Annotated in this window: 12 protein-coding genes and 1 tRNA gene; 7 read left to right on the top strand and 6 right to left on the bottom strand. The window is 72.1% G+C overall.

Annotated elements, in window-relative coordinates; all coding sequences use genetic code 11:
* The 3 genes from KUM32_RS01295 to KUM32_RS01285 form a co-directional block, all read left to right on the top strand.
* The coding region (locus KUM32_RS01295; protein WP_217139855.1) for a glycerophosphodiester phosphodiesterase at nucleotides 1-288 on the top strand (288 nt) is incomplete at its 5' end.
* A gap of 283 nt (nucleotides 289-571) precedes the next feature.
* Nucleotides 572-2,635 (top strand): SpoIIE family protein phosphatase, encoded by a 2,064-nt coding sequence (locus KUM32_RS01290; protein ID WP_217139854.1) that lies wholly within the window; start codon nucleotides 572-574, stop codon nucleotides 2,633-2,635.
* Nucleotides 2,636-2,746: 111 nt separating this feature from the next.
* Entirely contained in the window at nucleotides 2,747-3,415 is a 669-nt protein-coding gene (locus KUM32_RS01285) for a CBS domain-containing protein (RefSeq protein ID WP_217139853.1), read from the top strand.
* Nucleotides 3,416-3,531: 116 nt separating this feature from the next.
* Here KUM32_RS01285 and KUM32_RS01280 read toward each other — a convergent pair whose 3' ends face one another.
* From KUM32_RS01280 to KUM32_RS01265, 4 genes are all read right to left on the bottom strand, one after another.
* Entirely contained in the window at nucleotides 3,532-4,401 is an 870-nt protein-coding gene (locus KUM32_RS01280) for an NAD(P)H-binding protein (RefSeq protein ID WP_217139852.1), read from the bottom strand.
* 144 nt (nucleotides 4,402-4,545) lie between these two features.
* Nucleotides 4,546-6,765 (bottom strand): MMPL family transporter, encoded by a 2,220-nt coding sequence (locus KUM32_RS01275; protein WP_217139851.1) that lies wholly within the window; start codon nucleotides 6,763-6,765, stop codon nucleotides 4,546-4,548.
* A 779-nt stretch (nucleotides 6,766-7,544) separates the two neighbouring features.
* A tRNA-Leu gene (locus KUM32_RS01270) sits at nucleotides 7,545-7,619 on the bottom strand.
* Between the two features lie 43 nt (nucleotides 7,620-7,662).
* A complete protein-coding gene (locus KUM32_RS01265) occupies nucleotides 7,663-8,871 on the bottom strand; it encodes a Cmx/CmrA family chloramphenicol efflux MFS transporter (RefSeq protein WP_217139863.1) in 1,209 nt (402 codons plus the stop codon).
* Between the two features lie 239 nt (nucleotides 8,872-9,110).
* On the opposite strand from KUM32_RS01265, the gene KUM32_RS01260 reads away from it, so the two are divergent.
* From KUM32_RS01260 to KUM32_RS01245, 4 genes are all read left to right on the top strand, one after another.
* The gene (locus KUM32_RS01260) at nucleotides 9,111-10,211 is read left to right on the top strand and encodes a serine hydrolase (RefSeq protein ID WP_217139850.1); all 1,101 of its coding nucleotides are present in this window, start codon (nucleotides 9,111-9,113) and stop codon (nucleotides 10,209-10,211) included.
* A gap of 81 nt (nucleotides 10,212-10,292) precedes the next feature.
* Nucleotides 10,293-11,501 (top strand): MFS transporter, encoded by a 1,209-nt coding sequence (locus KUM32_RS01255; RefSeq protein WP_217139849.1) that lies wholly within the window; start codon nucleotides 10,293-10,295, stop codon nucleotides 11,499-11,501.
* Nucleotides 11,502-11,611: 110 nt separating this feature from the next.
* Nucleotides 11,612-12,193 (top strand): sugar O-acetyltransferase, encoded by a 582-nt coding sequence (locus tag KUM32_RS01250; protein WP_217139848.1) that lies wholly within the window; start codon nucleotides 11,612-11,614, stop codon nucleotides 12,191-12,193.
* 10 nt (nucleotides 12,194-12,203) lie between these two features.
* On the top strand, nucleotides 12,204-12,761 hold the full coding sequence (locus tag KUM32_RS01245) for a TetR/AcrR family transcriptional regulator (protein WP_217139847.1): 558 nt from the start codon (nucleotides 12,204-12,206) through the stop codon (nucleotides 12,759-12,761).
* A 130-nt stretch (nucleotides 12,762-12,891) separates the two neighbouring features.
* Here the strand turns inward: KUM32_RS01245 and htpG are convergent, their stop codons facing one another.
* Both htpG and KUM32_RS01235 read right to left on the bottom strand, forming a co-directional pair.
* A complete protein-coding gene (gene htpG / locus KUM32_RS01240) occupies nucleotides 12,892-14,793 on the bottom strand; it encodes a molecular chaperone HtpG (RefSeq protein WP_217139846.1) in 1,902 nt (633 codons plus the stop codon).
* 177 nt (nucleotides 14,794-14,970) lie between these two features.
* A complete protein-coding gene (locus KUM32_RS01235; RefSeq protein ID WP_217139845.1) occupies nucleotides 14,971-15,468 on the bottom strand; it encodes a DUF2975 domain-containing protein in 498 nt (165 codons plus the stop codon).
* Nucleotides 15,469-15,596 lie beyond the last annotated feature (128 nt).

Genomic DNA, 15,596 nt, shown 5'->3' with positions numbered 1-15,596 from the left:
CAGACCGACGACGCCCAGCAATTCCACACCCACCTCCCCGACGTCCCCATCGGCATCCTCGACGCCCAACGCCCCACCGACACCGAACTCCTCCAGCTCAGCACCTGGGCCGACCAGATCAACCCCCAGCACACCGTCACCGACCAGACCCTCGTCGACCGCATCCACCAACTCGGCATGAACATCAACGTCTGGACCGTCGACGACCCCAGCACCATGCGCACCATGACCCGACTCGGCGTCGACGGCATCATCACCGACTACCCCCAGTCCCTCACCCAGCACTGAACCGTCGGCCCGGCCGGGAGGGCCCCGGCACACCGACCGGGGCCGGCTCGGCCCGAGGAGCACGAGGAGCACGAGGAGCACGAGGAGCACGAGGAGGGGGACGGGGCGCCCCGGCGCCTTCGCATGCTGACGCGACAGGACGGGCGTAGTGTCCTCGTATGGGTGATGTTCGGTATGGCTGGTGTCGTGCAGCCCTGCCGGAAGCCGCGGGGCTCGGCCGCCGGCACCACCCTGCGGTGTCCCGGCCGACGGGCTCCGCGGGGCCGCCCGGGGCGGGCGTCTGATGGACACCGCGATGGCCGCCGTGGTGCGGGAGAGCGGTGCGTTCGGCGGGCTGCTGTACGTTCGGCCGCCGGGCGAGGAGGCCCTGTGGCTGGTGACGGTGGCCGGGGTCCCCCACGACATCGCCGCTCCATGGCGACGCGTCGCACCGACCGACCCCATGCCGGTGGCGGACGCCGTCCGCGAACGGCGCCTGGTGTGGGTCGGCGGCCAGGAGGAGATGGCACGCCAGTACCCTCGGGCGGCACTGGTACTGCCGTACGACTTCGCGCTGTCGGCCGCCCCGGTGGCTTCGCACACCGCCGTCCTCGGGGGGCTGGTGCTGCTGTGGTCCGGGACCCGGTCGGCGCGCCTCGGCCCGGACGAACGCGACGTCATCGAAACGGGCTGCCATCACCTGGGCCGTCTCCTGCAGCAGGCGGCGGACCGCGGCGATCCGCTGCTGCCCGCGCACGGGCCCCGCACCCTGTCGCCGCCGCCCGGGCGCACCCCCTCCCCCACCGAGGCGGCGGCGATCTCGGCCTTCGTCGACCGCCTCCCCGGGGGCTCCTGCGCGCTGGACATGACCGGCCGCATCACCTTCGTCACCCCGGCGGCGGCCGAGCTCGTCGGTGCCGACGCGTCCGGCCTGGTGGGCGCCCTGCCCTGGGAGGCGCTGCCGTGGATGGACGTCCCCCAGGTGGAGGACCGCTACCGGGCGGCGCTGGTCAGCCGCAGCCCGGAGGCCTTCACCGTCCTGCGCCCGCCGGAGACGTGGCTGGCGTTCGAGCTGTATCCGGACTCCTCCGGCATCAGCGTCCGCATCACTCGCGCCGACCCCTCGGGGGGTGCCACCGGCGCGCGGTCCGCACCGCCCGCCGGTCCCAGCCGCGCCACCGTGCTGTACCACCTGATGCACCTGGCCGCCACCCTGACCGAGGCCGTCGGGGTGCAGGACGTGGTCGAGCAGACCGCCGACCAGTTGCTTCCCGCGCTGGGCGCGCAGGCCATGGTGCTGATGACCGCCGTGGACGGCCGTCTGAAGATCCTCGGGTACCGCGGCTACCGCACCGAGGTGATGAACCGCTTCGACGGCGTCCCCCTGACCTCGGACAACCCGGGCGTCCATGTTCTGACCACGGGTGTCCCGGGGTTCTTCGCGTCCTTCGCCGAACTCGAACGCGACTACCCGGCCACCGTGCACGAGGACGGGATGGCCGCGTGGGCGATCCTGCCGCTGATCGCGTCCGGCCGCCCTATCGGTTCCCTCCTCCTGGCCTACGAACAGCCCCACGTCTTCCCGCCCGGTGAACGTGCCGTTCTCACCTCACTGGCCGGCCTGGTCGGGCAGGCCCTGGACCGCGCCCGTCTCTACGACGCCAAGCACCATCTCGCCCACCGCCTGCAGTCCGCCCTGCTGCCGCACACCCTCCCCGAGGTCGCCGGCCTGAAGGTCGCCGCACGCTACCTCCCCGCCGCCCGCGGTCTGGGCATCGGTGGCGACTTCTACGACCTCATCCGCCTGGACGGGCACACGGCCGGCGCCACCATCGGAGACGTACAGGGCCACAACGTGGACGCCGCGGCCCTGATGGGGCAGGTCCGCACCGCCGTCCACGCCCACGCCACCGTGGGCGCCTCCCCCGACGACGTCCTGGCCCGCACCAACCGTCTGCTCACCGACCTCGACCCCGGCCTGTTCACCAGCTGTGTCTACGTCCACCTGGACCTCGCCACGCACCGCGCCTGTGTGGCGACCGCCGGCCATCCGCCGCCCCTGGTACGCCATGCCGACGGGCGTACGGAACTCCTCGGGGTGCCGCCCGGCCTGCTGCTCGGCATCGAGCCGAACACGCTCTACCCGGCGCTGGACTTCCGCCTGCCGCCCGGCAGTGTGCTCGCCCTCTACACCGACGGACTCGTCGAGGCGCCCGGAGTCGACCTCGACGACGCCACCGCGGCCCTCGCCGGGCTCCTGGAACACAGCGACCCCACCGACCTCGACGCGATGGCCGACACCCTCGTCCGGCACGCTCCCACTCCCGGCGACGACATCGCCCTGCTCCTGATCAGCCCCTGTGCGTGACGCGAGCGGGCCCCGGCCGGCGTGCGGCACTCCTGCGGCCGACGGATCGTTTCCCCATCGTAAGAAGGACGGATGCCCGGCACAGGCCGGCAGCGGAGGAGAAGAACGTCGATGAAGCACCAGAAGGTGTGCGATCTGATGAGCGACGCCGTGGTCCGCGTCCAGCGCGGAACACCGTTCAAGGAGATCGCCCACCTGCTGCAGGAGTACGACATCACCGCGGTGCCCGTCGTGGACGAGGAGAACCGGCCCGTGGGGGTGGTGTCGGAGGCGGACCTCCTGCAGAAGATGTGGGGCGGCGACGACGAGCCACCGCGGCCCGGCGAGTCGTCCACGACGGCCGGGGCCAAGGCGTCCGCGACGGACGCGGCGGGGCTGATGACCTCCCCGGCCGTCTGCGCGCGCGAGGACTGGAGCGTCGTGGACGCGGCCCGTGTGATGGCCCGGCACGGCATCAAACGGCTGCTGGTGGTCGATGACGGGGGGCGGCTGATCGGGGTCGTCAGCAGGAGTGACCTGCTGCGGGTCTTCCTCCGCACGGACCGGGCGATCCGGACCGAGATCCTCGAAGAGGCTCTGGTCAACGCCCTGGGCCTGGCTCCCTCGTCCATGCAGGTGGACGTGACCCACGGTCATGTCGTCCTCAGTGGGCGCCTCCCGGACCACGTGTCCGTCTCCGTACTGGAAGAACTCTGCCGACGCGTCGACGGCGTGGTCGCCGTGGAGTTCAGACAGACGGGAGAGGCGGACGCCGGGGACTCGGCACCGGTCGGCCTCTGACCGGGCACGCGTGCCCGCCCCCCCCGTGGGCGGAGGCGGGGCCGGGCACCTCGCGGCCGGCGGGGCGCCGCGTACGGGGTCGGCCGGCGGAGGCCGCGTCCCCTGGGGCCGGGCGGCTACGCCGTCGCCACGGGGGCTGTCACCGAGAAGGCGTCCGCCTGGTCCGCGGCCCACTGGGCGAACGTGCGGGCCGGCTTGCCGGTGACCTTCTCCACGGTGTCGACGACCGTGCGTCCCACCTCCGGAGTGTTCCCGTACGCCTCGAGCAGGAAGGCGACGACGTCCTCCGGGTGGCCCGCCGCCCGCCACCGGGCGATGGCCTGCTCCTCGGTGAGCTCGGCCAGGGCGATCCGTGCGCCGCGGGCGCCGGCGAGCGTCGCCACCTTGTCGCCGACGGTCAGCAGCTCCGGGCCGGTGATCACGTACTCCCGTCCCCCGTGCCCCTCCTCGGTGAGCGCGACCGCCGCTACCGCACCGATGTCACCCTCGTGGACCATGGCGCTCAGCCGGGAGACGAACGGCTCGTGCACCTCGCCCGAGGCCGCGATCCGGTCCGCCCACTCCAGGGCGTTGGCCATGAACTCGACCGGCACGAGGACGGTCCAGTCCAGCCCGCCGTCGTCGGCGCGCACGGCGTCCTCCAGCAGCGACGGCCCGCCCCCGTGCAGCACCGTGACCCGGCGTACGCCCGCCGCGCGGGCCAGTTCCAGGATCCTCGGACCGGTCTCCAGGGGGGCGAAGCAGGGCCCGCCGAAGGTGATGAGGTGGAGGCCGGTGACGCCCTCCAGGGCCGGGGCCAGGCTGTCGGGCTCGGTCAGGTCGCCCTGGACGACCTCGACGCCGTCCGGCAGGGCGGCACGTGTCGCGTCCCGGGTGAGGGCGCGGACCGCGTGTCCGCGAGCGAGCAGTTCGGTGACGACCTGGCGGCCGACGGTTCCGGTGACGCCGGTGACGCCGGTGACGAAAATCTTCTGCGGTTGAGTCATGGGACGACCGTGGGGAGGCTCGCGGTCACCTTCCGTCCGCAAGGCCAGGCCGTCTTCCTCGCCGTCCGGCCCGGCGGAGACGTGCGAAGGCGCCCCGGCGGCCTGGAGGGTCCAGGTCGCCGGGGCGCGGGGCGCGGGCGCGGGTCAGACGCCGGCCGTCTCCGGCTCGCGGGCCTGCTTCGCGGAACCGGTGGTGTCACCGAGCTGCTTGTGGAGCTTCTCGCCCTCGACGTCGACGTTCGGCAGGATCCGGTCGAGCCACTTGGGCAGCCACCACGCCTTGGTGCCGAGCAGGGCGAGCACGGCGGGCACGATGGCCATGCGGACCACGAAGGCGTCGAAGAGGACGGCGATCGCGAGGCCGAAGCCCATCATCTTGATCATGTCGTCGTCCTCCATGATGAAGCCGGAGAAGACGCTGATCATGATGATCGCGGCCGCCGCGACGACCCGGCCGCCGTGGGTGAAGCCCGTGGTGACGGAGTCGGCGGCGGACGATCCGTGGACGTAGGCCTCACGCATGCGCGTCACGAGGAAGACCTCGTAGTCCATGGCCAGGCCGAAGACCACGCCGATCAGGAAGATCGGCATCATCGACATGATCGGGCCCGGCTGGTCCACGCCGAAGACGTCCGCGAGCCATCCCCACTGGAACACCGCGACCACCGCGCCGAGCGCCGCGGCCACCGAGAGCAGGAAGCCGAGGGCCGCCTTCAGCGGGACGAGGAGCGAGCGGAACACGAGCATCAGGAGCAGGAAGGCGAGGCCGACGACCAGGCCCAGGTACGGGATGAGCGCGTCGTCCAGGGTCTGCGAGAAGTCGATGGTCATCGCGGTCGCGCCGGTGACCAGCATGGTCGCGCCGGTGTCGGACTTGACATCGCCGGACAGCGAGCGGATGTCCCTCACCAGCGACTCGGTGGCGGCGTCGCTCGGTCCGGTCTTGGGCACCACCGTGAGGACGGCGGTGTCGCCCTCCTTGTTGAAGTTCGCCGGGGTGACGGCCGCGGCCTCGCCCAGGCCGGTGATCTTCTTGCCGACGGCCTCGGCCGCGGCCTTCGCGTCCTCCGCCCCCCGGGTGTCGACGGTGACCATCAGCGGGCCGTTGAACCCGGCGCCGAAGGACTCGGACAGCATGTCGTAGGCCTTGCGCTGCGTGGATTCGGGCGCCGCGCTGCCCTCGTCGGGCAGGCCCAGCTCCAGGCTCGTGGCGGGTACGGCGACGACACCGAGGCCGAGCACCGCGGTGAGCAGCACGGTCACCGGGCGACGCAGGACGAAGCGGGCCCAGCGGGTGCCGAGCTTGGGCTTGTCGGACGCCCTGCGCTCGCCGGCGGCCGCCTTGCGGTCCTTGCGGCTGAGCGCCTTCTTGCCGGCGAAGGCGAGCAGCGCCGGGGTCAGGGTGAGCGCGATCAGCACGGCGATGCCGACGGTGGCAGCGGCGGCCAGGCCCATCTTGGTGAGGATCGGGATGTTGACCACCGCGAGGCCTGCCAGGGCCACGATGACGGTGAGTCCGGCGAAGACGACCGCGGAGCCGGCGGTGCCGACCGCGCGTCCCGCGGCCTCCTCGGGAGTGCGGCCCTCGGCGATCTCCGCTCGGTAGCGGGAGACGATGAACAGCGCGTAGTCGATGGCGACCGCGAGGCCGATCATCATGGCGAGGGTGGAGGTGGTCGCGGAGAGTTCGAGCGTGCTGCCGAGCGCCCCGATGGCGGAGATACCGATGCCGACACCGATGATCGCCGAGAGCAGCGGCATGCCCGCCGCGACGAGTGAGCCGAAGGTCAGCAGGAGGACGACCGCGGCGACACCGATGCCGATCAGTTCGGCGGTGCCGCCCATCTCCTGCTCGGCCATGACCGCGTCGCCGCCGGTCTCGACGGTGAACCCGTCGCCGCGCGCGGCATCGGTGGCCGCGGTGAGCGACTCGCGGGCCTGGTCGGTCAGCTCCATGGCGTTGACCTTGTACGTCACGGAGGCGTACGCGGTCGTGCCGTCCTTGCTGACGGCGTCCGCCTTGAAGGGGTCGTCCACCGAGGCGACCTGCGGGCCGTCACCGAGCGCGGTGACCAGCTTGTCGACCCTGGTCTTGCCGGCCGGGTCGGAGATCTTCTCGCCCTCGGGGGCGCGGATCACCACACGGGCCGTGGCGCCCTCGGCACTGGCGGCCGGGAAACGCTCGTCGAGCAGGTCGAACGCCTTCTGCGACTCGGTGCCGGGCATGGAGAAGGAGTCTTCGGGCGGGGCGGGCGCCGTGGACGCGGCAACGCCGGCGCCCACGAGTATGGCCACCCACAGGAGGGCGACGAGACCGCGGCGCCGGAACGCGCGTCGGCCGAGTCGATAGAGGAACGTAGCCACCTGGGACCAATCCGTCGGGTTGGGGCGGGACGAAGACCCGGCGCGTGGGGGGAGGCAAGTGCTGACCGGGGTACTCCTCCATGCTCACCCGGGTACGTCGGCATGTGATCCGTCCCTGGGTCTGGACTGGCGTACTGCATTGGGTGTACAAGGCCCCCGTGTCCGTCACCCCCGGGTGGAGAACGCGACGATGGATGTACGCCACATCCGCTCCCGCGGGCAACCGGAACGGACGCCGTCCGCCCAGCAGGGCGACGAGGTGACCCGCACGGCTCCGATCCGCGGTCGCGTCCTGCCCTCGTTCGGCGACGACGGTCCTGAGCCCTCGTCACCGAAGGGCGGGCGGCGGGCACGTGCCGCCCGGCCTTCGGCGCACGGTCAGGGCGCGCTGTACTCGCTCACGACGTCCAGGACCCAGGTGCCACCGAACAGGTCCCTGAGCATTCCGCAGAGCGGCGCCCACTGCGCGGCCGCCGGCGGCTCCCGGTGTGCCGGGACCGGCCCGGAGCGCTCCTGGCCGAGCGGCTGGGCATCAGCTCGCGCGCCCCTGCGTCGCGACGCCGGTCGGCGCCGCGAAGTCGGCCCGGACCGCTGCCGGCTGGCCTCGGCTCCTGGTGGTGACCCGCCCTCGCCGCCGCCGGTGACGGCCCGCCCGCCCTCAAGACCGCCTTCGCCCACCGCTGTGCGAGGGCCGCGGGCGAGAGGGCGGTGCCGGACGCCGAGCGCGGCGGGACGGCTTGGGCAGGGACGAGAAGGGGAGGAGGGCGGGGCGAGGAGGGGGCGGGGCGGCCGGATTCGAACCGGCGTCCTCCGAGATGCTGTCGCGGCGCACTACCTCTGTGCTACGACCCCGCCTTGCCGGTGATCATATGTGATGCTTCCGCGCCTCGGGAGGGTTCACACCCGCTGGGTGTGGTCCGCAGGCGTGGACTTCCCCGCCATGCTCCCCGTCACGATGCGCGACCCGCTGTGCAGGCGCAGCGAGACGGCGACGAAGGCGATCGCGGCCAGCGTCATCGCGGCGCCCGCCCATGCCGTGGCGGCGTAGCCGAGGCCCGCGTCGATCACGGTGCCGCCCAGCCAGGGGCCGCCGGTGTTGCCCAGGTTGAACGCGGCGGTCGTCGTCGCGCCCGCGAGGGTGGGCGCGGCGCCGGCGACGTTGAACAGGCGCGCGTTGAGGGCCGGGGCCGTGTAGAACGCGGAGACGCCGAGCAGCAACGACAGGGCGATCACCACGGCCGGGGTCGACGCGAACAGTGCCAGTGCCGCCAGCAGCACGGTCGAGCCGGTGATGCCGGAGAGCAGCACGCCGAACAGGTGGGCGTCGGCGACCCGGCCGCCGACGGTCGTGCCGATCAGCGCGCCGACGCCGAAGAGCGCCAGCACGGCCGGCACCCAGCCGTCCGCCAGCCCGGCCACGTCGGTGAGCAGTGGTGCGAGGTACGAGAAGGCGCAGAACACACCGCCGGCCGCGAGCGCGGTCGCCGCGATGGACAGCCAGACCTGGCGGTCACGGTAGATGGCCAGTTCGCCCTTCAGCCGGGACCGGCGCTCGGGCAGCTGGATGCGCGGGATCAGGGTCACCACGCCTACGAGCGCGACGGCGGACGCGGCGCCCACCGCCCAGAACGCGGACCGCCAGCCCAGGTGTTCGCCGAGGAACGCGCCCGCGGGCACACCGAGGACGTTGGCGATCGACAGTCCGCCGATCATCACCGCCATCGCGCGGGCCCGTGCGGTCCGGGGCACCATCGCGATGGCGACGGCCGCGCCCACCGCCCAGAAGCCTGCACAGGCCAGGGCGCTCACGACACGCGAGACGAAGAGGACCTCGTACGACGTGGCCAGCGCACCGGCGGCCTGACCGAGTCCGAACACCGAGATCAGGGAGACCAGCGTGATCTTCCGGGGGAGCCGCAGGGTCGCGACCGCGAGCAGGGGCGCGCCGACCACCATGCCGACGGCGAAGGCCGATATCAGCAGGCCGGCTCGCGGGATCGACACGCCCATGTCGTCGGCGATGGGCGGCAGCAGTCCGGAGAGCATGAACTCGCTCGTGCCGAGCGCGAACACGGAGAGGCCGAGGATGTAGACGGCGAGCGGCATGCGGGGCGCCGCGGGCCGTAGGGGGGAATCGGGCATGACAGGTGTCAACCAAGATCACCTTGTCGCCATTCCCGCACGGCCCTTCGTCTCACGGTGCGGGGCACCTGCCATGGGGGGTTGAGTACACCCCCGCCCGGGGGCTGGACCCAGTGATCCTCCGCCGGGGTCCTGACAGGGTCGTCGGTGAGCGAACCGCACCGCCCGCACCCGTCGGGCGACCATCACCAGGGGGAAGACCCATGCACCCGAAGCGCCTCGCCGCCGCAGTCCTGCTCGCCGCGACACTGACCGGGGCGTTCGCCCCCGTGGCGGCGGCCCGCCCGACCGACCCGGTGCAACGCGAACTGGACCTGCTCGTCGAACGCGACGGCGTGCCGGGCGCGCTCGCGTACGACGGCGGGGTGACGCGTACCTCCGGTGTCGCGGACGTAACTTCGGGCCGGCCGATGGTCGACGAGCGGGGCCGGTTCCGGCTCGCCAGCAACACCAAGGCGTTCACCGCCGCGGCGGTGATGCGCCTGGTGGCGGACGGTCGGCTGGGCCTCGGCGACCGCGCGGGCACCTACGTGCCCCAGCTGGCCCACAGCCGCATCACCGTACGGCAGTTGCTGAAGCAGACCAGTGGGCTGCCGGAGTACTCCGCGCTGGTCGACTGGAGCCGGCCCGGAACGCCCGAGGAGTACCTGGCCCTCGCCCTCGGCGAGAAGCCCGGCTTCGAGCCCGGCACCGACTGGGGCTATTCCAACACCAACTACCTGGTGCTCGGCATGGTGATCGACGAGGTGTCGGGCGTCGGCTTCCGCACGTACGTCGAGCGCACGATCCTGCGTCCCCTGGGCCTCGACGACACCTACTGGCCCGCGCCCGGCGAGCTGACCCTGCGTGGACCGCACGCCCGCAATTACGGCGTCCACCCGGCGCACCCGGAGGCCGGAAGGGTGGACGTGACCGAGCTGCCGGGGTACGAGTTCGGCGCGTCCGGCGGGCTCGTCTCCACTCCCGGGGACCTCAACGCCTTCTGGGACGGCCTGTTCGGCGGCCGGCTCCTGCCCGGCTGGGCGGTGCGCCTGATGACACGCGACACGACCGACGTCGGGGGCCGCGACGTCTATCCGGCGGGCAGCCGCTACGGCTACGGCGTCGCCTCGATACCGCTCAGCTGCGGCGGGGTCTACTGGGGCCACGGCGGCGATCTGCCCGGCGGTTCGGTGGGCGGCGGCCGGGCCACCGGAGGCCGGGGCACCGTGACCGTCTACACCACGACCTGGGCGGCCGAGGGGGACCGTCTGCGCCATCTCCAGGGGGCGGTGGACGCGGCCCTGTGCGCCAAGGACCACTGACGCCCACACACCGGCGGGGGGGTGGGCCTCCGCAGGACACAGAAGCGTACGTTCGTACGCTCACGCCGGTAGGCTCCGCGCATGACTGTTGACGTACTGCGCCGGCCCGCGCCGGCCGAACGGCGGGCTCGCGCGGCCGTCGCCGCGCTGTTCTTCACCAACGGGGCCCTGTTCGCCAATCTCCTGCCGAGGTATCCGCAGATCAAGGAGGACCTCGGCATCGGCAACGCCGCGTACGGGCTGGCCGTGGCGGCGTTCCCGGCGGGCGCGATCGCGGCCGGGCTCGCCGCCGGGATACTCGTCCGCCGGTTCGGCTCGGCGCGGGTGGCGGTCGGCGGCACACTGCTGACCGGCGTGGGCATCCTCGCCGCCGGCCTGGCGGACTCGGTGGTGGTGTTCGCCGGGGCGCTGTTCCTGGCCGGGGCGATGGACGCGTTCACCGACGTCGCGCAGAACGCCCACGGCCTGCGGGTGCAGCGCCGCTACGGACGCTCCATCATCAACTCGTTCCACGCCATCTGGTCCATCGGCGCCGTCACCGGCGGGTCCATGGCCGCCGGCGCGATCGCGCTCGGCGTCTCCCGCGGCCAGCACCTGCTGTTCTCCGCCGTGCTGTTCGCGGTCGTGTCGTGCGTCGCCCTGCGGTTCTGCCTGCCCGGCCCCGACACCGAACCGGTCGTGGAGCCCGACGCCGCGGGCGGCGCGCCGCGACCGTCGCGGCCTGCGGCGGCGGGCCTCCGGATCGGCCGGGTGCTGGCGGCGCTCGTCCTCATCGCCACGGCCGGCACGCTCGTCGAGGACGCGGGCAGTTCCTGGGCGACCCTCTACCTGTCCGACTCGCTGCACGCGTCGGTGGCGCTGGCCGCCTCCGGCTATGTCGCCCTGGTGGGGGCCCAGTTCGTCGGCCGCCTCATCGGTGACCGGCTCGTGGACCGGTTCGGCCAGCGCGCGGTGGCCCGTTCCGGCGCACTCGTCGCGGCGACCGGCATGGCGCTGGCGCTGGCCGTGCCCACGGTGCCCGGGACGATCCTCGGCTTCGCCGCGGCGGGGTTCGGGGTGGCGACCCTGGTCCCGGCGGCGATGCACGAGGCCGACGAACTGCCCGGCCTCAAGCCCGGGTCGGGGCTGACCATCGTGTCCTGGCTGATGCGACTGGGCTTCCTGGTCTCCCCGCCGGTCGTCGGGCTGGTCGCCGACGCGGCGAGCCTTCGCGTGGGGCTGCTGGTGGTGCCGCTCGCGGGGCTCCTCGTCCTCCTGTGCGCCGGAGTGCTCCAGCCCCGGCGACGCTGAACGGCTCCGCCGGACGGGCAGGTCTCCGGGCGGGCAGATCTCCGGGCGGCCAGGTCTCCGGGCGGCCAGGGAGTGTACGTCCGTACGCTCCAGTGGGTACGATCGCGCGCATGCCGACGGACTACTTCGCTGACGACCCCCGCACCCCTCTCGAACGCATGCTGGCGGGCGACCTCTACATCGCCGACGATCCCGAGATCGCCCGCAGGCAGCAGCGGGCCGTGCGGCTGGCCGCCCGCTACCAGACCGCCTATGTGGAGGACGCGGAGTCCGCCCAGCCGGTCCTCACGGAGCTCCTCGGCTCCCTGGGCGCCGAGGCGCACGTGCGGCCACCGCTGTACGTCGACTACGGCAGCAACATCACGATCGGTGCGCGCACCTTCGTCAACTACAACCTGACCGCGCTCGACGTCGCCGCGATCACCATCGGCGAGGACTGCCAGATCGGTCCCAACGTCCAGCTGCTCACCCCCACGCATCCCCTGGAGGCCGAGCCCCGGCGCGACAAGCTGGAGGCCGCCCGGCCCATCACCATCGGCGACAACGTCTGGCTGGGCGGGGGCGCCATCGTCCTGCCCGGGGTGACCATCGGCGACAACGCCGTCATCGGGGCCGGAGCGGTCGTGACGAAGGACGTGCCGGCGAACGTCGTCGCCGTCGGCAACCCCGCCCGGCCGGTCCGGACCGTGTGAACCCGCTGCCATGGCAACCGGACACACGGACCCGCAACGGCGTGACCGCATCATCACCGCCACCCTCGACCTCATCGCCGAGGAGGGCATCGCACGCGTCTCCCACCGGAAGATCGCCGCGCGCGCCGGTGTTCCCCTGGGGTCGATGACGTACCACTTCAGCGGCATCGACCAGCTGCTGCGGGAGGCGTTCGGCCGTTTCACGGACCACATCGTCGCCGTGTTCGACGCCCACCTCGGCGCCGCCGCCGACCGCGACCAGGCCAGGGCGGCGGTGGCCGACCTCGTGCACGAGCTGTCGGAGGGGAGCCAGCGCGATCTGGTGCTCACCCAGGAGCTGTACACCCTCGCCGCGCGCCAGCCGGTCTACCGCGAGCTCACCCACGAGTGGATGCGCCGCAGCCGCGTCCACCTGGAGAAGCACTTCGACCCGGACACGGCCCGCCAGCTCGACGCCCTCATCGAGGGCCTGACCCTGCACCGCGCCCTCGCCAGGGAACCCCACGGGCGGGCGCTCACCCTGGAGGCCATCGCCCGCGTCACCACCACGGACCGGCGCGCCCCTTAGGACCTGTCCGGCGTTCCCGCCGTCCGCCCGGAGGCGGGAGGCAGTCGGGAACGGCCGGACAGGCCCTGCGCGAAGGCGCCCCACAGACGCGGTGCCGCGTGCGCGGCCCCGGGTGGACGGCGACGCGTGGCTACAGCGTGCGCTCCAGGCGGTCCGCCACCAGCTTCACGAACCGGGCCGGCTCCTTCGGCCGGCCTCCCTCGGCGAGTACCGCCAGGGCGTGGAGCAGGTCCGCGGTCTCGGTGAGCTCCGTCCGGTCCTCCTGCTCCGTGTAGGCCCGGTTCAGGGACTTCACCAGCTGGTGCTCCGGGTTGAGTTCGAGGATCCGCTTGGCGTGGGGCACCTCCTGGCCCATGGCCCGGTACATGTTCTCCAGCGCGGGCGTGAGCTCGTTCGCGTCGGAGACGACACAGGCCGGTGAGACCGTGAGGCGGGAGGAGAGACGGACCTCCTTGACGTCCTCGCCCAGGTGCTCCGTCATCCAGCCGAGCAGCCCGGCGTACTCCTCGCCCTGCGCGTCCTTCTCCGCCTCGCTCTTCTCGTCCTGCGTACCGCCCAGGTCGATCTCGCCCTTGGCCACCGAGCGCAGCTGCCTGCCCTCGTACTCCCCCACCGCGTCGACCCACACCTCGTCCACGGCGTCGGTGAGCAGCAGGACCTCGACGCCCTTGGCGCGGAACGCCTCCATGTGCGGGGAGCTCTCCATGGCCTGCCGGGACTCGCCCGTCATGAAGTAGATGTGCTCCTGGCCGTCCTTCATCCGCTCCACGTAACTCTTCAGCGTGGTCGGCTCGTCGGCGTCGTGCGTGGTCGCGAAGGAGCAGGCGGCGAGGATCGCCTCACGGTTCTCGGTGTCGGTCACCAGTCCTTCCTTGAGGACCGCGCCGAACTCCCGCCAGAACGTGGAGTAGTTCTCCGGCGCGGAGGTCATCAGGTCCTTGACCGTCGACAGGACCTTCTTCGTCAGGCGACGCTGGATCATGCGGATGTGGCGGTCCTGCTGGAGGATCTCGCGGGAGACGTTGAGCGAGAGGTCCTGCGCGTCGACGACGCCCTTGACGAAACGGAGGTAGGGCGGCAGCAGCTCCTCGCAGTCGTCCATGATGAAGACGCGCTTCACATAGAGCTGCACGCCCCGCTGGTAGCCCTGGGTGAACAGGTCGTGCGGGGCGTGGGAGGGCACGAAGAGCAGGGCCTGGTACTCGAAGGTGCCCTCCGCCTGCAGCCGGATCGTCTCCAGCGGGTCGCGCCAGTCGTGGCTGATGTGCTTGTACAGCTCGTGGTACTCGTCGTCGGACACCTCGGTGCGCGGACGCGCCCACAGGGCCTTCATCGAGTTGAGCGTCTCGGCCTCACCGGCCTCGGCGCCCTCGGCGCCCGCCTCCGGCAGCAGGCGGACCGGCCAGGTGATGAAGTCCGAGTAGCGCTTGACGATCTCCTTGATCTTCCAGGTGGACGTGTAGTCGTGCAGCTGGTTCTCGGAGTCGGCGGGCTTGAGGTGGAGGGTGACCGTGGTCCCCTGCGGCGCCTCGTCGACCCGCTCCAGGGTGTAGGTGCCCTCGCCGCGCGAGCTCCAGCGCGTGCCCTGGGTCTCACCGGCGCGCCGGGTCACCAGGGTGACTTCGTCCGCCACCATGAAGGCCGAGTAGAAGCCGACGCCGAACTGTCCGATGAGTCCGTCCGCCCCGGCGGCGTCCTTGGCCTCGCGCAGCTCCTGCAGGAACTTCGCCGTGCCCGAGTTGGCGATGGTGCCGATGAGGTGGGTGACCTCGTCGTAGGACATCCCGATGCCGTTGTCCCGCACGGTGAGGGTGCGGGCTTCCTTGTCGACCTCGAGCTCGATGTGCAGGTCGCTCACGTCGACGCCGGGAGTGTCGTCCCGCAGGGCGGCGAGGCGCAGCTTGTCCAGGGCGTCGGAGGCGTTGGAGACGAGCTCGCGCAGGAAGACATCCTTGTTCGAGTAGACGGAGTGAATCATCAGCTGCAGAAGCTGACGCGCCTCTACCTGGAACTCAAACGTTTCGGTCGGCATGGCTGGTGACTACCTCACAGGTCAGCGATCGTCTGTACGGCGTGTACTGCCCGATTTCTCTGGCGGAAGTCACTCTAGAACAGCTCGCGTTCCCATCGGGCTGGCCTTCGCTCCGGGCCCGCCTTCCGGGCGGACGCGGGCCCCTCCCGCCGGGTGCGCGCGGCCTCCGGGCCGCCTCTAGACCACCTCGGCCATCTCGCTCTTCAGCTCGGTCGCCTTGCGCAGGAGGCCTCGCATGAGGACGACGAGCATGGCGAACGCGGCTCCCGTCCCGGCGGCCACGACCGCGGCGCCCAGCGTGCTGTCGATGTCCATGCCGCCGTCGGGAGAGGGGATCTCGGCCAGGGCCAGGTGCCCGGTGACGCCGACCGCCAGCAGCGTCGCCACCACCGAGGACCCGATGATGGTGTCGACCCAGCGGAAGGCCCGGGGCGTGAAGATCGCGTCGCGCCGGACCATGCCGAGCAGCATCCACACCGCGACGAGCGCGACTTGGACACAGGCGACGCCGACGACGGCCACCGTCACGTAGGGCGCGGCGAACGGGGCGTACGGCGGGAAGCGGTCGACCTCCTCGGACGCCGTCGACGGGATGACCACGAGCTGTCCGAAGAGACCGATCAGCATCGCTGTGACGATGCCGCCCCTGAGGAGGGCGATGAAGAGACGGTGCATGTATCGATCATCAATGGAAATCAATCGAAAATCAATCGGTCGGCTCAGCCTCCCGGCCGTACGCACAAGGGTGAGGACCATATGTGCAAGATGCCGGACATCTCCGCGATTGCATCTCCCCCTCCACC

The sequence above is a fragment of the Streptomyces sp. AC627_RSS907 genome, from assembly GCF_019049165.1.
This window is presented reverse-complemented; position numbering and strand designations above follow the sequence as displayed.